The sequence below is a fragment of the Sphingobium sp. 22B genome, from assembly GCF_001580035.1.
Classification (GTDB): Bacteria; Pseudomonadota; Alphaproteobacteria; order Sphingomonadales; family Sphingomonadaceae; genus Sphingobium; species Sphingobium fuliginis.
On the sequence record NZ_LTAB01000032.1, the window covers coordinates 1 to 15,063 of the forward strand.

The following is a 15,063-nucleotide window of genomic DNA, read 5'->3' on the forward strand; positions in this document are numbered from 1 at the left end:
GGTGAAACAAACGCCAGCGATGCCGGTCGTCCGCGCAATACAGCCAGCCGCAGCAAATGCCCAGAGCGGACCCGAAACCGAGCGTCGTGAATAAGAGAGGCTAACCGAGCGTTTCCCGACATGACGGTCACGCCGCAGGTATAGCGCAGGTCGAATTTCGGCCTCGCTTCCTGCCAAAATGCTTTCAGTAGGAAGCTGCCCAAACCGGATTTCCGCTGCGTTTGGGTAGGCCGTGGGATAAGGCGAAATTGCCTCCCGATTTCACCCAAAAATCGGCAGAAAACTTGGCTATTTCGGAAATGCGTCAGAGGCCTTCGTAATGCGAGGGTCACGTGTTCGAGTCACGTAAGCGGCACCAGTCCTTCCGTAGGAACTTCCTGAAAAACCTAGTGAAAGTGTCTTTCGGCTTATGGCTGAGAGGTTGCCTTGTTTATGTACCTTTGGCTTGATCCCACGGCAACCCAATGGGTGAAGCGTAGGTGTTCTGAGGATCGCTTTGGGCTTCTGAATCAGCGATACTGAAGGAAAGACCCCTCAGTTCAGTCCGCAGCATTTCTTGTATTTCTTGCCTGATCCGCAAGGGCAGGGGTCATTCCGACCGACCTTTCCCCCCGTCGCCGACATGGGCCGATTTTGGTCATTTTCCAGCCGCCATTCGTGCAGCATCAAAACCCAGATCGGGATCAGGTCCGGTGCTTCGCGGTCCCAGCGATCCTCTTCCTCCTCGGTCAGCTCATGTCGACCGTCCGCGAATGCTGCAAGCTCGGTGATCCCCGCAATCGCTGCTTTTGGCCCTTCGTCGTCGCTTGCCCTTATGCGGTTCCAGCCGCGAGATGCGAGTTTCATGGCTTTGGAGAAGCCTTCGATCCAGAGCTCCCACAGGGTTTCGTTGCTTCTGGTGTCGACTTCCAAAATCGGTGCAAAGCCATCCGGCTCGTCGAGGCTCGCAAGGATTTCATTGTGATGCCGCATCACGAGATCGAAGAAGCGTTGTAGATTCTCTGGAGCGTCGAATTTAGGCGTTTCCGAACCCCACACCTGCTTCAGCCAAACCGAAGGCGGCACCATGTCGGGGCTGACAATGATGCCGGTCAGAAAGCCATCCAATTCCGACAGCAGCATGCCCTCGTCAAACTGGTTCAGCAGCAGGTCGTCAAGCTCGTCCAGGTAATTGTCCATGCACGCCGTTCTACCTTGCGGCTAGCCGGTCCGCCACCGATAAGCGGCGTCGATACGTTGGCCTTATCGGCCGGATTTTCCCTACTGAAAGCGCTTTGGGCTTATGATTCGGTGGAGGCAAGCCCACTGCTTATCCTAGGATCGTTCCTTCACGGCGTCTGTGTCGCGGTGTTTGGATGTGCCTGCTCCCAGACCGTCTTCACAAAGTGCCGAGCCTCCTTCAACTCCTCGTCTGCTTCCAGGTCGCGCTCCTCAAGGACTTTTTCGACAAAGCCGGGGCCGTGTGATCCAATGCTGCGACAGAACCCTTCAATCTCGCCTACGGGCACAATCCAAAGCCCGATCGATGCGCATTTTTCGAGTAGTTGGTCAAACTGCTTTGTTGTCTCGCCCCCTGGCAATGCCATCCGGCCGCTTTGTTTAACAGCACTCCATGGGGCGATGGTTTTGAAAATGCGCTTGATCGCTCGCTCTGTTTCTTGAGGAAATTCACCTGTCCCAGCGATTCCTTCGATCTCCGATGCAATCATGCTCGCAATCTGGGAAGCATTAAGCGGCGGCCGCTGGGCAGCTACAGTGTCTGCCACTGCCTTCCAGTGAGGTTGAATAGCAGCCCAATCACCTCCCAGCTTCTCGATCAAGGTTCTGAGTGTGTTGCCTTCACTCAGTACATCGATATCGGCAATGACTGATACCGGAACATCTAGTGCGCACAGGGTATCAGCCAACTTCGCCATGCGATGCTTGCCTGAAGTGTGAACAAATAAGACATCAGGCCTTCGATCACCAGAGATGGAAGGAAGATTAAGAATGGATTGATAAAACATGCAATCAGCGTCTGACTCGCATATGATAACACGTTCGAAAAATATTCCATCGAAAACACGAGAAAATCTAGTTAGAGTATCCTTAGAGATTGTGCATGTTTGTTCTTTGCTTAGTTCTTTAACTCTATTTGTATCGCCGTCGCGCCTGATCCGAACGATCCGGACGTTGTTCGACCCTCCCTCTATCAAGCCTTCTAAAATGTCAGTGCTGTGTGTCGCAATAAATAACTGGGATTTCTCCCTGCGACTATTTGCTATGTATCTACCTAGCAGGCGTGCTTGCGGTGGATGAAGGAACGCTTCTGGTTCGTCCAAGAATTGAATGGAGTGGGTCTTGGCAGCAAGGACATGTAGTAGCACGGCCGCGAAGCTACGCATCCCATCTCCTTGGCTATCGAGGGGGATGTTTGTTCGCTGCAATTCCTCAACAAATTCCCGTGACAACTCATCCTTGCCAGCTTTCAGAAGCGGCTTGTCGCCAACGTATAGAGGGAAGCTGCTCCCGCCTGCGCGAAACGGAGTGAGATCTCGGCCAAACGCGTGGCGAAACATCGTGCTAATGTCCGCTGCGAGATCCTCGTCCATGAGCAGCATGTGGATAGGATGGTTGGGCGGATTTTGAAACAGGGCGAGTGCAGGTGCGGCACTAGAGTCCTGTATTCTTGTTTCAGTTGGAAGTCTTTTGGCGAAAAATGGTGCGACAGGGTGTCTATCATCTTGACGTTCAAAATAATTAACGTGGCTATGATGAATATTGTAACCAATACCACCGTAATGAATATTGGCGCTATCGCCCGATTTTTGTGAATTATGTTCGAGGAAATTTTTTAGGTCTTCCGAGGTTCCGACTTTTCGTAAAGATGCCGCTGTCACGATAACTCCGGGGCGAGAACGGGAAACCCATCCCTCAAGCTCCCTCAGTGTCGCACTTTTGCCCGCATTATTTGGGCCGACAAATACTACGATGTCATGCTCATCAAAAGACAATGTGCTCCCATCTGAAAAAGTGACAGATTCAAAAGAGAGAGAGGGACGTAGCCGCTCTGCCGTCTCAGTTGCTTCGCTCGCTTCAATGGGTTCTGATGCCATACGCCCTGATCTAACGCCTTTTGTGAATTTGCATATATCCGATATTGCTTTTCTGCTTCTGCATTTGCGCGCCTGGGGGTAACTTATAATGAATAGGCCGCAGCAAATGCCTGTTGCGAAGCTGCTCTAATCCCGCCAGAAAAGCTCTGCCTTCCGTGAAAGCCGGAGGGTGGGGCGCGAACCTATTTGCCGATCGACATCAGAAGCAAATGCGGTTCGACATTTAGCGCCTCTGCAAGGCGACCTACCGCTTTGACGGACGGGTTGCGGGTGCCGCGTTCAAGATCACTGACATAGCTGCGCTCCATCTCCGCATCCAATGCCAGTTGTTCTTGGGTCAGGCCCCTAAGCTTCCGGTATTTCCGGACATTTTTGCCTAGGACCACGACAACATCCATCCAGCGATGTGGCCGAAAGCTTGGGCTAGCGTCTGTATACTAATCGTGTCATTTACGCCTCGATCGTGATTCAGGGGTGACACGCGGTTGAAGCCGAAGGTCGCTCTTCCAAGGCGTGAGGGGGCGAGCAGTGAAACATCAACAGCCATAGCGATGCTGCCTGTTCAGCCGTGCCCGTCCGGGTTCGGTTCCATCACCTCATGCATAAGGAAACTGTCGATGAGAAAGTTCATCGTCCTAATTTCGCTTGCGCTTGCAACAGCCTGCGCGAATGAAGCGGAGCAACCCAAGAAAATGGAGCCGCAGGAGATCTACCTTTCCTGCAAAGAGACGATCGACACAGAGGAGCGTCATCTAACTGGCGGAGCTGAGAATAGCCGGACCCGAACCGTGGAAAATCTGTACCGGATTAATCTGACGAAGCCCCAGCTAGAGTGGTGGAATGATGAGGGCGGAAAATTCGAAGATAATTGCACGCGTGATGTCGGTTGTACGGTCAAGATTACGCAATCAGAAATATCCACTGCCACCGATCTTGCGGCTGATCCGAGAGATAAACACCCGCTGATCCGCAATGGCTGGATGAAAATAGGTAGAACGACAGGAAAATTGACGAGCTATCATGCGCTGGCCTTCCCCAACTCAATGAAAGAGATGGTCAGTAAATCAAGTGGGGCCTGTCAGGTTGCTCAGGCACCACAACGGAAATTCTGACTTTCATGGTTCGGGTTGTCGCCTTCTTCTTCCTTCTCGGCCTTGCGTATCTCGCGATCAAGGCGGCCATCCTCGTCGCCGTGATCGTTTGCCTACTGCGATGGCCAAAAGAGACAATCTCGGTCTTAGTGGCGATCTTCCTCATCAACCTGGTCGGTCGCTATCCCGTCGCGGCGGGAATACCAGTCGGCGTCGTCCTGTTGGTAGGCATCTGCATCGTTTTGCTCAAGCCTGACCCGCACCGATAATCCGCATCATCACTATCGAATTAACCTGCCCTCGGCCTCACGGTCGGGGGCTTTTTTATTGGAGCTACCTTATGCACATTATCCACACGTGGCAGGAACTGGCTGCATATCTCGACAGTCCCATTCCCTCCGATCTGAAATGCCTTCTGCAAACACGCCGTGACCAATTGATGGAATATGGCGATCTCTCGGAACTGGGCATTTTCGCCATCATCGCGCCCGGCGACACCATGGCTGCAATAGAAGATGCAACCGGCTGGCCGATTCTGATGGAAGGCACGCCGACATTCGAGTGGGTGCAGCGGCATGGCACCATTTTTGAAATGCCGTTTGTGCTGTCCGATTCAGGTGCAGGGCATGTGTTGATCGTACCTGACGCAGAAGGCATCGACCCTACCTTGCTCGATCTGTGCCGGGCCTATGCCGATCAGCCGAATGGCGATTCAACTGACAGAGCAGAGGGTAATTGAGCCAAGGCCGTCCGGCCACCCTCTCGAAGCGCAAACTCAGCGAACCAAAGCGGCGTCGATCTTCGGCGCCTTATTTTTTGTCCGGAGCTGATCATCATGATTTCACTTTACGATGCCGCTACCATGAAAGCCGCCTTGTTGCTGCCCCTCGATCCGGCCCTTCGCCGCCTGCTGTCCGATCGCATTCAGGATGCCATTGCCTGCGGGCTGGAAGGATTGACCTATATCATTGTCGTCGAACCCGGCGATGGGGAAGCTGATTTCATCCGTGAAGGGGCATTCTCGCCGTTCTGGAACCCGCTGTCCGAAACCCGCTATAGCGATCCAGCCCATATTCCGCCTTGGGACTGGGCTGAACGGTTGGACGGCTGGGGGTGGGAGTTCATCCGCACCGTTGGCAATGACGGGTTCGCCTTTATCGTGCTGGTGCCGGATAGTGAGGGGGTCGACCCGAGGCTGCGCGCCATGTGCCGGGAACTTATCCCATGCGGCTGATCGGCACCCTTCTTGTCATCTGCATGGTCTTCGCGGTGATGAAGCTGGCGGTCATGGCTCTGCTGATCGCTCTGGGCATCCGGCTGCTGGTGGCGACGCTCAAGCATCCGCGTGAGGCATTGGGATTCATGCTGATGCTGGCCACCATGTCGCTGATCGAGGCGCATCCGTGGATCGCGCTGGTCGGATTCTCGGCAACGGCGATGGTCACGGCCATCGGGAAATAGGTCACTTGGCCGGGGTGCGGATTGGCGCGCGACTTTGCTTCAGGAGATCCAGCATCTTCACGGCGTCGGATTGGAAGATTTTGCCGTCATCGGTGAGGCGCAGGCTAACATGGTCATAGAAAAGGACGCGCCCCAACCATTTCTCAAGTGCCATAATATCTCGCTTAACGTTCGACCGATGCCAGCCCAGCGCTTCGCTCGCTTGGGTGAAGTGCCTTGTTTCGGCGACCTTCAAAAATGACTCCAGCCAGCCCGCGTTGAACTGGCGAATCGGCGGTCGCGGATTCGGCGCTTCGGGCACTTTTTTGCGCATCGCGTCCCCAAAATAATTTGGCCGAAAATCGTGCAACAATTGCACGGTCCCTGTCAATGATGCTTAACTTTTGGAACGTGCGGGAATTGCACAATATTGCGCATAGCATTGAGAAAAAAGGAATAATTGTCTATTCTTGCAACGCGGACGATGGGGCCGAGCCACTGATTGTTTGAGCCTTACGGATGCCCGAACGGGTGGTGTGACCCTCGGAACGGACGTTGGATTGATTGAACAGAGGACAGATTATGTTTGTAAATGTGAACGCCGCAGCCCGGCATGTGGAAATGGTTGAGGCGTTCGGCCTGCCGGAAAACTTGCAGCGATATTATCCCGAGGTCTTCGGCGCGTACCATGTGAACGACGACACCTGCTATTGGGAGTTCAGCCCGATAACCAAAGTCTGGGACGTCAAGGTGTGCGGCGACTACGACTCACGCGATTGCGAGCAGACCGTTCGACAAAGCCCCTTCTGGACGGAGGAAGAGCGCCTGGACGCTGAGGAAAAGCTACGGAACCTGGCGTTCCTTCCGCGCCCTTCCATCCCGAAAAATCCGGGGAATTGGAGAAACCGTCCGCAATTCGTCTATGAGGGTTGGGTCTTCTCCTGGACATTTAACCAGCGTGAAAACCGTTGGCAGCTTGAGCTAATGGGCAGACCCTAACACGTCGTCGCCGCCCTTGGCGGGAAGACTGGGGGCGGCTTCTCATCTTGTCTTCGGTGTCCGGGCCATCCGCCGGACGACAAGCGCCGTGTCAGTGCACGCGGCAGATCACAACCGATTTAATGCGATAAAATAAATGCAAGATATGAATGACGCGGTGGCCGACGAACCGGGCACCCACAAGAAAGCTATTTCCGCTGCGGACATTGAGATTTTCCCCGTCCAGCGATCCGCTCCGACAGCGACAATTTCCGATGAAGGGCCAGAAAAAGGGGGTAAAAGTGGGGAAGGGGGAGGAGCGCCCTCTTTACCCCTTTCGAATGCCGAATTTGTCGCGCATGTCTTCCGCCATCTGCCGGACGGTGCGCGGCCCATAGTCTGTTCAAAGGCGGGCGACCCCGAGACGGGCGGTTGGCTGGCTGAAGCGGCGGGCGATGTGGATCGCCAATGTCCATCCGACCGCAACAACTACGTCAACTGCTCCAGTTTCGTGCCCGGCGACGATGGCGAAATCAATGCCCGCAAGGAACAGGTCGCTGCCTTTCACTTCCTCATGCTTGATGACATCGGCACGAAGGCTGATCGAGCCGGACTGAACGGTTGCACGCCTAGCTGGGAGATCGAAACCAGTCCCGGCAATAGTCAGCTTGGTTTCTGCCTGAAGGAGCCGATTTCCCAAGAGGCGACCGTTAAAGCCTTGCAGGATGCCGCCCTTCGGGCAGGACTAGGGGATCGAGGCGCTTCAGGTATTGCGCGTTGGGCAAGGCTGCCGGAGGCGATCAACGGCAAAGCAAAACACGCAGATGAACAGGGCAAACCTTTCCACTGTCGGCTGCTGGCCTGGAAGCCCGACGCGATCTATACGGTCGCTGAGCTGGCGAAGGCACTCGGGCTTACCCTTTTTCCTGTTTCACCCCTTTTGATCCGACCCGTTCGTGAAAATCGTCAACTTCTAACTGCGGCGCAGCGGGGCGATGACGTCTATACGCCACGCGCCATCGAAAACCCGGTTTTGCGGGCGTTGCATGAGCGTGGCCTTTACAAGCGGGCAATCTCCCACGGGAAGCATGACATCACCTGTCCGTGGGCCAGCGAGCATACGGATGGGCTGGACACCGGGGCAGCCTATTTCGAGCCAAGCCGGGAATATCCATCTGGCGGCTTCTGCTGCCAGCATTCGCACGGCGACAGCTATCATATCAGCCATCTGACTGAGCATCTTGGGCTTCAACCCGGAGAGGCGCGCTGGACAGCGAGAATCCGTGTGATCGCGGGTGAAATCCCCCGTGTCCGGCGGGCGGCTGAAATCGTGCTGGCCTTGCAAGGCGGCTATTATCAGGCGGGAGGAGCCATCGTATCGATCAAAACCCATCCGCTGACGGGCGATATTTCCATGGTTCAGGTCAGCGAACAGGAACTGACTTCCGCCTTGGCTGAGGCGGCGGATTGGGAAAAGTACGATGGCCGGTCGCAAAAATGGGTGCGATGCGATCCACCCGTCCGCACGGTCCAGCTTTTACATCGGGCGCAGGGCTATGATCATCTGCCTCATCTGCAAGGGCTTGCCCGACAGCCGTTCGTCAGGGAGGGCGACGGACAATTGGTTACGGCACCGGGCTATGACGCGGCGTCGGGCATCTATGCGTCATTCGATCCTGCGGCCTTCCCGCTGCCTGAACCGACCAAGGAAGCTGCGCATGCGGCGCTGGCCAAGCTAAAGGAGCTGCTGACCGAGTTCCACTTTGGCAGCGAGATAGATCGTGCCGCCAGCATCAGCGCGATGTTGACCGGGGCTGTGCGAACGCGCTTGCAGACTGCTCCTGCCTTCAACGTGACCGCCTCCACGCCCGGCAGTGGCAAGAGTTATCTGGCGTCCGCAATCACGCCGTTCGCTGGGCCTGGAGTTCCGCTGAACCTCAGCTATCCGACATCCGCAGACGAAGCGACGAAGTCCATCCTGTCGATGCTCTTGCAGGCACCGGCCGTCGCCGTGTTCGATGACATGCAGACCGACTGGCGGGCGTTCGGCACGATGAACCGGATGTTGACCAGTTCCACCATCACTGATCGGATATTGGGCGTCAGCAAATCCGCCACGGTGAGTACGCGCTGCCTTATCCTGGGGACCGGCAACAATGTCAGACCGGTGAACGATATGTGCCGCCGGGTTATCACGATCCGCCTTACGCCTCGGTCAGAAGCGCCCGGAACGCTACGTTATGAGGGCAGGCCGGTCGATCTGGTGAAGGCAAAGCGCGGTGAATATGTCGCTGCCGCGTTGACCATCATCCGGGCGTGGGAGGCAGCAGGCAGGCCGAAGGTCGATGTGCCGAACATTGGTAGTTTCGAGCAGTGGACCGATCATTGCCGCTACCCGCTGCTATGGCTCGGTGAGCCTGACCCCGCATCCAGCATCATCGACCAATTGCGTGATGATCCCGCACAGGAGGCGCTGGGCCATTTCGTCTCCGCTTGGTGGAATTGCTTTGCCGACAAGCCCATGACCGTGCGGAAGGTGGTCGATTGTGCGGACAACAAGGTCGAGTTGAGGGACGCGCTGGAAGACTTGCCGGTGACCGAGCGTGGCTACATCAATCGTGGGAAGCTCGGCTGGTATCTGAAGAAGCACGCCCATCGGATCGTCAACGGCATGGAAATTCGCCCGGCCGATTGCTCCGAGCGAAACGCATGGTGCGTGGCGAAGGTCGCCGTCCGGCCGGAAGCGCTGACACCCGTTTCACCCCTTTTGGCGGCCTAGCGGCGCGAAAATAGCGGCTGTGCCCAGAACAACCGTGTCCGGTGGTCGATGCTACCGGACACCCCCCGCTATCGCAGCAGGCCAATTTGCCGATCGGGCTAATCCAGAAACGCCGATCCGCACCTGCCGATATCCAACCACTGCCCGGCTCTTGTTGCGCGCTGGCGGTGCCTCAAACCTTCCCTTCATGAAATGGAGCCATCTATGCCCAATGAAAAACTGACCGCCCAATTCTGTGACCTCGCCTACTGCCCGACCGGCGAGAAGAAGGTCGTCTATTATGACACCTCGCTCACCGGCTTCATCCTTGAGTGTCGGCCCTCCGGCGGCAAAACCTTTTATGTGAAGTACACAAACCAATATGGTAAACAGCGCCAGCCCAAGGTTGCCCGGCATGGCGACGCCCCCTTCGACAAGATCCGAAAAAAAGCTCAAAAGCTGCTTGCAGAGTCAAGATTGGGCGGCGACCCTGCTGCCGAGAAGGAAGAGAAGCGGGCGGTGCCCACCTATGCCACGCTCGCCCAGCAGCATCTCGAACATGCCAAGACCTATGTTCGCAGCTACAACACGATTAAGGGCTACGTCGATAACCACATTACGCCTCGCTGGGGCAAGCTACGGTTGTCGGAAATCACGCAACAGGATGTGGCGAAATGGCTGGCTGAGAAGGCGGCGGAAGGCCTTGCACCCGCGACCGTCGAAAAGATTAGGGTGATATTCAGCCGATCGTTCGAACTGGCCCTACGCTGGGACATGCCCGGCATCACCAAGAATCCGGTCAAGGGCATTCCCCGTAAGCCGATCAACAATGCCCGCGAACGCTACCTTAACGCCGCCGAGACGAAGCGGCTTATGACGGCCTGTGAGGCGTCTCTGAATCCGCAGCTCAAGCATATCGTGGGCCTGCTCCTCCTGACCGGCGCACGGTTATCGGAGCTGCTGAACGCGCAATGGAAGCATATCGACCTGGAAAAGCGGCAGTGGCTGATCCCCACGTCCAAGACGGGCAAGGCTAGGCATGTGCCATTATCTCAGCCAGCGCTCGCCATTCTGGAGGCCGTGCCTCGCTTTGACAAATGCCTCTATGTCTTGCCGAACCCTGAAACTAAGCTGCCCTTCGTGTCGATCAAGCACGCGTGGCAGACGGCGCGGGATGAAGCGAAGCTGCCGGGGCTAAGGCTGCATGATTTGCGTCACAGTGCGGCCTCCGCGATGGTCAATGCGGGTATCGACCTGTTTGCCGTCGGGCGGGTGCTGGGTCATGCCGATCACAAGAGCACGATGCGCTATTCGCATTTGGCCCATGACACGCTGCTGGCCGCCGTAGAGGCTGGAGCGAAGAAGATGCAACTCAATCGGGCCTAACCGGCCTCACCCCATCCACGTTCTGGCCCAGCGGCTGGTGCGTGGATGGGGCTATTTGCTATATTTTTTCGGACATGATGCCCGGAAAGTTGTTGCGTGCTACGCTAAGGCCGTGGCGGCGAAATCGTCCATTTCAGCGCGGAGTGCGTATAACCCTTCGTAGCCAAACAGATTTATCTCAAAATGTTTGCCTTGGAGAGATGCATCTAATTTGACCCCATTCCACGATAGAGGGAGTCTTTGTAGGTCATTATTGTTAAATTCCCAACGCGCATCATGAGAAATGGAGTTCCTCACTAATCGCCAAATATGGTAGTTATTAGCGCTCTTAAATTTTTCTGATTGATTTGTTATTGTGCAATAGGATTTTATTAACTCGAATGTTTCTTTAATAGCTGCACGAAAATGAGACATTATATATTCTTTGATAGCGATATTTCGGTCAACCGCATTCTGCATCATCGTAGCGACCTGTCCGAAATTGACGCTCATGCCACCAAATGAACAACTGGCTTGTTGGAGCAGCGGTACGGAATTCGGATTGGTCAGCAATGACGCGCCCGCTAATCCGAGAATGAAATTATTCTTTGCATTCTCAATTTGAGCGGAAAGATCGTTCTTTTGCATGAGATTGTGGCCTGTCGGTATTCAGATGAAGGTTGCGCCGGGTTAAAAGGCTCGCTCGACAGTGGCGGGATCGTAGGGCTGGCAAATTCCTGCATAGTCTCCCGCCTTGCCGCTGATGCTGATGTGGCCACGAATCCGGTCGATCCGCATTTTCGGGGAGTTGAAGACGTTGACCTGGACGGTGCCCGTGATCTCGTCCTGACCCTTCACGACACCCTTGACTTCAAACCAGCCATCCTTGCCGCCCCGGATCGGAGGCAACATGGCGCGCGGCATTCTGATGCGGCCAAGGCCATCGTCGCCCAGTTCGATGTTTACCTGATCATCAAAAGGCACATCTCGATTGCCGATCGCCTGCCCCCAAGCCGACGTTCCATTGCTGGACCACGCGGAGCCATAAGTGCTGGTGATCCTGTTCGCAGAGCCATTGCCTATGCAGACAAGGTGTAGCGGGGCCGCTGTGGCGGTGCCTGTTACCAGCGCTCCGGCAATAAAGATCGCTACTGATCGGATCATGGTGCCTTCCCCCAAAACGTAATGCCTCAATGGCACTAACGGTTGTTGGTATCCAAATTCTGAACTGTCAGGCGTCCACCGGCTGGTCGGGGCGGCAACGGCCATTGTGTTTGGAATGCCTATGATGAGAACTGGCGGCTTACCATCGAACTGAGTCCATCTAACCCGAAGAAGCCTGACAAATCAGCGATGTAGATCTGGTTTGAAGCTGTAGATGATTTCTGCTGCTGTGGCCGTTCCAACGCCGCCAAGGCCGAAGAGAAATCGAAGGTTTTCTTCTCTAGCCTCGTTATCGACAGGGGCTTGGAATACCCCCAGCCGCTCCAGAACCTGTGCGCCGAAGCGTCGGCATTCTGCCAGCGTGGCATCAGTGCGTGTTTGGATATGGAGGCTCAGACCTGAAATTTTCGAGGCGCTTTCCAATGCCTTTGCCGAGAATTTAGGCAGGCGCTTTTCCGCTGCGTCAGCCATCAGCGCCGTCCTTAACCCCCAAAAATATCGTTTGCGCATAATGGGCGTGAACTCTCTATCCTCCAATTCCATCACAGCAGAGACAATTCGTGATCCAATTTCGGCATCAGCGTGATAGCTGTCCCGATACTGGAAATCGGATCGGAGCCCACTTAATACATCGAAGGGGTCAAACATCGCGACGGCTTCGGTCACGATATGGAGGAGGAACAGGGAGCCGCCTTTTGCCTCCCGAGTCAACCACTCATGAGGATAGAGATGCAGGCTTACACCGAGTTGATCGAAAGGCTTTTCTATTTCGTCTGAGTTACTGACGCCGATTAGGTCGGTGTCAGAGAAGCGATCATGATCGCTGCGGGCTTTGCTACCGTACAGGATGACAGCTTTAATCATCGCGACCTACTATTTCGCGCCACGGCTGTTGCGAAGAATACGGTATAAAACAGGATGGATACAAGTAGTTGGGTTCCCTCAACCATACGAAGATGCGCACTTTGATTGATATTGACTTGATTTCCGTATCCCGCAAGTGTTGCGATGTCGAATGACTTCTGCCAAAAATATTGGTCGGCTTCCTTAACATCCCAATAGGAGTATATGCAGCCAAAAATGAAAAAAGAGCCTACCAATCCCAAAACTGGTCGGAGAATGGTTGATCCCCACCCGTTGGTCAGGCCAAAAATAACGAGAAGAATCATTTCAGCTATATGAGGAATAATCAAAATTCCTGACAGGCGTTGCCAAAAATTCTTGCCAAATATCAGTAAATAGAAGTCTTTTGCTATTTTTGCCCGCATCTGCTGCAAGTCATGTAGTTTCGCAGTCTGGTAATATGTCTCATCATCGCCTACTTCTTCATGGCTATAGAGCAGAGTTCTTGCTAAATGAGCCTTTGTCCCTTCAAGGCGAAACATTTGATGGCAGGCGTGTTCCAAGGTGTTTTCTGCCTGCTTATTTCGGCCGCTAAAACCAGATTTTATGAGATTGCTGGGATTCGTTATAAAAGTTCTGATAAAGTCAGTCTTGCTGCCTTGAAGGCCTATTGTGTCCCAATCGCAATCTCGAAACTCGCATTCTTCAAATGTAGTCAAAGCTAATGAACAGTTTTTGAATTCACAATTTCGAAATGTTGCTCGCCTCCATTCCGAATAACTGAAGTCACATCCATGGAATCGGCAATTGTCGAAAAGTATGGAGGGCTTGTGTTCGAAATAACCTTGAATGTCACAGTCTTCGAATGTGACATTATTAAACCGTTGAATTTCGCCAACCTTTGCAAGGTCAGGCAAATGCTCGCCAGATAGAAATGCTCGCTTTGGTCCTGTGTTGGTTTGAAAATCCCAGTCACATGGAGTGAGCTTCCCATCTATCTCAGGCTTAAAGGTGGGTTCCCACCAAGCTTGGGAGCGCCGGGAGCCGATATGTTGGACTTTCGCATTCATTGCTTCTTGATAACGAAATATACCTATTTCGCAACGACTCAGGCATTCTATTGGGTGCATCGGTATCGCACCCCCGCTTGTCCTAAAGTTTGATAACTGCGGTTATGTTTCGCGGTCGGTTAAGGTTGACGGATCTGCTGCAAATGCGCATATATGTGCGCATGAATTCGAGGAGGCTCTGATGGGCAGGCACGAGTATGATTTGGCGACGCAGGCCCGCAAGCCTACCAACGTATCGCTCGACATAGTGTTGGTAGCGGAAGCTAAGCGATTGGGTATCAACATTTCCCGCGCTTGCGAGGTCGGGCTGACCGAGCAGATCGCCAAAGAACGTGGCCGCCTTTGGAAAGAGGAAAATGCGTCCGCGCTGGAAAGCTCGAACAGCTATGTGGATCGTCGGGGCTTGCCCTTGGGTCAGTATCGTCGGTTTTAATGGCCAAGTTCGATGTGTGTCGGCAGAAGCAGGGCGGCTGCCATGTGCTTGATTGCCAAGCGGACCTGTTGAGCGATCTTAATACCCGCTTGGTCGTCCCGCTAATGTCGGTTGACGAAGCACCGAAACCTGCCATCCGATTGAACCCTATTTTCGATGTGGAGGGCGAACGGCTGGTGATGGTGACGCAGTTTGCTGCCAGCGTTCCAATTCGTGAATTGGGCGAGGTCGTACAATCCCTTAGTTCGGAGCAGGATGCAATAAGCGCCGCGCTGGACATGCTGATCATCGGCTTCTGAGAAGAGCATTTGCAGGTATAGCGCAGGTCGAATTTCGGGATCGCTTCCTACCAAAATGCTTTCACTAGGAAGCCACCCGAACCGGATTTCCGCTGCGCTTGGGTCTGCCGTGGGATGAGGCGGAAGTGCTTCCCCATTTCGTCCAAAAATTGGCGGAAAACCTGACTATTCCAGAAATGCGTCAGAGGCCTTCGTAATGCGAGGGTCACGTGTTCGAGTCACGTAAGCTTGGTGATCATCAAGAATGCCGGGCATCATGTGAATGTCGACCAACCGGAGGCGACATCGCTCGCGCTCGAAGGTTTTCTGCGCAAGCATGCCAAGGTCTAGGCTGTGTCTTCGCCGGTGAAGCAGTCCGCGCAGTGCCCTGGCCCGCCCGGATATGATGACCGGAATGCATCGCGACGAGGTTTTTCTCGTCTCTTCGATGTCCGGTAAAACGCTAGCCTGTCGGCGCCGGGACAGTGTTCCAGCTTGGGCGGCCTGGGTCCCGATCGATAACCAACGAACAAAAATGGGGAGGAGAA

General features: G+C 54.5%; 18 protein-coding genes and 1 pseudogene. 10 read left to right on the top strand and 9 right to left on the bottom strand.

Annotated elements, in window-relative coordinates; translation table 11 throughout:
* The 4 genes and pseudogenes from A0J57_RS27015 to A0J57_RS21025 form a co-directional block, all read right to left on the bottom strand.
* Window positions 1-203 (bottom strand): annotated as a pseudogene (locus A0J57_RS27015) (hypothetical protein); the annotation flags it as partial.
* A gap of 331 nt (window positions 204-534) precedes the next feature.
* Window positions 535-1,179 (bottom strand): UPF0149 family protein, encoded by a 645-nt coding sequence (locus tag A0J57_RS21010; protein ID WP_061939408.1) that lies wholly within the window; start codon window positions 1,177-1,179, stop codon window positions 535-537.
* 149 nt (window positions 1,180-1,328) lie between these two features.
* Window positions 1,329-3,095 (bottom strand): ATP-dependent endonuclease, encoded by a 1,767-nt coding sequence (locus A0J57_RS21015; protein ID WP_082718782.1) that lies wholly within the window; start codon window positions 3,093-3,095, stop codon window positions 1,329-1,331.
* Between the two features lie 182 nt (window positions 3,096-3,277).
* Window positions 3,278-3,481, bottom strand: a complete 204-nt coding sequence (locus A0J57_RS21025; protein WP_235600927.1) for a helix-turn-helix domain-containing protein — start codon at window positions 3,479-3,481, stop codon at window positions 3,278-3,280.
* Between the two features lie 231 nt (window positions 3,482-3,712).
* On the opposite strand from A0J57_RS21025, the gene A0J57_RS21030 reads away from it, so the two are divergent.
* The 5 genes from A0J57_RS21030 (at window position 3,713) to A0J57_RS21050 (ending at window position 5,647) form a co-directional block, all read left to right on the top strand.
* Window positions 3,713-4,207 carry a hypothetical protein gene (locus tag A0J57_RS21030; protein WP_061939415.1) on the top strand — a complete coding sequence of 165 codons (495 nt, stop codon included), beginning with the start codon at window positions 3,713-3,715 and terminating at the stop codon, window positions 4,205-4,207.
* Window positions 4,208-4,212: 5 nt separating this feature from the next.
* Entirely contained in the window at window positions 4,213-4,455 is a 243-nt protein-coding gene (locus tag A0J57_RS21035; RefSeq protein WP_061939417.1) for a hypothetical protein, read from the top strand.
* A 71-nt stretch (window positions 4,456-4,526) separates the two neighbouring features.
* Complete coding sequence (locus A0J57_RS21040; protein WP_140042412.1) at window positions 4,527-4,925, top strand: hypothetical protein; 399 nt, start codon at window positions 4,527-4,529, stop codon at window positions 4,923-4,925.
* 123 nt (window positions 4,926-5,048) lie between these two features.
* Window positions 5,049-5,420 (top strand): hypothetical protein, encoded by a 372-nt coding sequence (locus A0J57_RS21045; protein WP_061939421.1) that lies wholly within the window; start codon window positions 5,049-5,051, stop codon window positions 5,418-5,420.
* On the top strand, window positions 5,411-5,647 hold the full coding sequence (locus A0J57_RS21050; RefSeq protein ID WP_061939422.1) for a hypothetical protein: 237 nt from the start codon (window positions 5,411-5,413) through the stop codon (window positions 5,645-5,647). Before A0J57_RS21045 ends, A0J57_RS21050 begins: the two co-directional genes overlap by 10 nt.
* Window position 5,648: 1 nt before the next feature.
* On the opposite strand, the gene A0J57_RS21055 is transcribed toward A0J57_RS21050, so the two are convergent.
* Window positions 5,649-6,005 carry a LysR family transcriptional regulator gene (locus tag A0J57_RS21055; protein ID WP_140042409.1) on the bottom strand — a complete coding sequence of 119 codons (357 nt, stop codon included), beginning with the start codon at window positions 6,003-6,005 and terminating at the stop codon, window positions 5,649-5,651.
* Window positions 6,006-6,208: 203 nt separating this feature from the next.
* On the opposite strand from A0J57_RS21055, the gene A0J57_RS21060 reads away from it, so the two are divergent.
* The 3 genes from A0J57_RS21060 to A0J57_RS21075 all read left to right on the top strand — a co-directional run bounded on the left by A0J57_RS21060 (window position 6,209) and on the right by A0J57_RS21075 (window position 10,748).
* Window positions 6,209-6,625 (top strand): hypothetical protein, encoded by a 417-nt coding sequence (locus A0J57_RS21060; RefSeq protein ID WP_061939426.1) that lies wholly within the window; start codon window positions 6,209-6,211, stop codon window positions 6,623-6,625.
* A gap of 136 nt (window positions 6,626-6,761) precedes the next feature.
* A complete protein-coding gene (locus A0J57_RS21070) occupies window positions 6,762-9,383 on the top strand; it encodes a DNA-primase RepB domain-containing protein (protein ID WP_082718783.1) in 2,622 nt (873 codons plus the stop codon).
* Between the two features lie 204 nt (window positions 9,384-9,587).
* Window positions 9,588-10,748: a site-specific integrase gene (locus A0J57_RS21075; RefSeq protein ID WP_061939431.1), complete on the top strand. Its 1,161-nt coding sequence runs from the start codon at window positions 9,588-9,590 to the stop codon at window positions 10,746-10,748.
* A 99-nt stretch (window positions 10,749-10,847) separates the two neighbouring features.
* On the opposite strand, the gene A0J57_RS26150 is transcribed toward A0J57_RS21075, so the two are convergent.
* The 4 genes from A0J57_RS26150 to A0J57_RS25530 all read right to left on the bottom strand — a co-directional run bounded on the left by A0J57_RS26150 (window position 10,848) and on the right by A0J57_RS25530 (window position 13,804).
* Complete coding sequence (locus A0J57_RS26150; RefSeq protein WP_153017865.1) at window positions 10,848-11,375, bottom strand: hypothetical protein; 528 nt, start codon at window positions 11,373-11,375, stop codon at window positions 10,848-10,850.
* A 42-nt stretch (window positions 11,376-11,417) separates the two neighbouring features.
* Window positions 11,418-11,891, bottom strand: a complete 474-nt coding sequence (locus A0J57_RS26155) for a hypothetical protein (RefSeq protein ID WP_153017866.1) — start codon at window positions 11,889-11,891, stop codon at window positions 11,418-11,420.
* Between the two features lie 183 nt (window positions 11,892-12,074).
* A complete protein-coding gene (locus tag A0J57_RS21085; protein WP_061939435.1) occupies window positions 12,075-12,755 on the bottom strand; it encodes a hypothetical protein in 681 nt (226 codons plus the stop codon).
* The gene (locus A0J57_RS25530; RefSeq protein ID WP_158298538.1) at window positions 12,752-13,804 is read right to left on the bottom strand and encodes a pentapeptide repeat-containing protein; all 1,053 of its coding nucleotides are present in this window, start codon (window positions 13,802-13,804) and stop codon (window positions 12,752-12,754) included. The genes A0J57_RS21085 and A0J57_RS25530 overlap by 4 nt, the downstream gene beginning before the upstream one ends.
* Window positions 13,805-13,985: 181 nt before the next feature.
* On the opposite strand from A0J57_RS25530, the gene A0J57_RS21090 reads away from it, so the two are divergent.
* A complete protein-coding gene (locus A0J57_RS21090) occupies window positions 13,986-14,237 on the top strand; it encodes a type II toxin-antitoxin system CcdA family antitoxin (RefSeq protein ID WP_061939437.1) in 252 nt (83 codons plus the stop codon).
* Window positions 14,237-14,536, top strand: a complete 300-nt coding sequence (locus A0J57_RS21095) for a CcdB family protein (RefSeq protein ID WP_061939439.1) — start codon at window positions 14,237-14,239, stop codon at window positions 14,534-14,536. Before A0J57_RS21090 ends, A0J57_RS21095 begins: the two co-directional genes overlap by 1 nt.
* Window positions 14,537-15,063 lie beyond the last annotated feature (527 nt).

Coding starts and splice junctions, on each gene's coding strand:
- A0J57_RS21010 (WP_061939408.1), bottom strand. CDS start 1,179: ATGGACAATTACCTGGACGAGCTTGACGACCTGCTGCTGAACCAGTTT.
- A0J57_RS21015 (WP_082718782.1), bottom strand. CDS start 3,095: ATGGCATCAGAACCCATTGAAGCGAGCGAAGCAACTGAGACGGCAGAG.
- A0J57_RS21030 (WP_061939415.1), top strand. CDS start 3,713: ATGAGAAAGTTCATCGTCCTAATTTCGCTTGCGCTTGCAACAGCCTGC.
- A0J57_RS21035 (WP_061939417.1), top strand. CDS start 4,213: ATGGTTCGGGTTGTCGCCTTCTTCTTCCTTCTCGGCCTTGCGTATCTC.
- A0J57_RS21040 (WP_140042412.1), top strand. CDS start 4,527: ATGCACATTATCCACACGTGGCAGGAACTGGCTGCATATCTCGACAGT.
- A0J57_RS21045 (WP_061939421.1), top strand. CDS start 5,049: ATGAAAGCCGCCTTGTTGCTGCCCCTCGATCCGGCCCTTCGCCGCCTG.
- A0J57_RS21050 (WP_061939422.1), top strand. CDS start 5,411: ATGCGGCTGATCGGCACCCTTCTTGTCATCTGCATGGTCTTCGCGGTG.
- A0J57_RS21060 (WP_061939426.1), top strand. CDS start 6,209: ATGTTTGTAAATGTGAACGCCGCAGCCCGGCATGTGGAAATGGTTGAG.
- A0J57_RS21070 (WP_082718783.1), top strand. CDS start 6,762: ATGCAAGATATGAATGACGCGGTGGCCGACGAACCGGGCACCCACAAG.
- A0J57_RS21075 (WP_061939431.1), top strand. CDS start 9,588: ATGCCCAATGAAAAACTGACCGCCCAATTCTGTGACCTCGCCTACTGC.
- A0J57_RS26150 (WP_153017865.1), bottom strand. CDS start 11,375: ATGCAAAAGAACGATCTTTCCGCTCAAATTGAGAATGCAAAGAATAAT.
- A0J57_RS26155 (WP_153017866.1), bottom strand. CDS start 11,891: ATGATCCGATCAGTAGCGATCTTTATTGCCGGAGCGCTGGTAACAGGC.
- A0J57_RS21085 (WP_061939435.1), bottom strand. CDS start 12,755: ATGATTAAAGCTGTCATCCTGTACGGTAGCAAAGCCCGCAGCGATCAT.
- A0J57_RS25530 (WP_158298538.1), bottom strand. CDS start 13,804: ATGAATGCGAAAGTCCAACATATCGGCTCCCGGCGCTCCCAAGCTTGG.
- A0J57_RS21090 (WP_061939437.1), top strand. CDS start 13,986: ATGGGCAGGCACGAGTATGATTTGGCGACGCAGGCCCGCAAGCCTACC.
- A0J57_RS21095 (WP_061939439.1), top strand. CDS start 14,237: ATGGCCAAGTTCGATGTGTGTCGGCAGAAGCAGGGCGGCTGCCATGTG.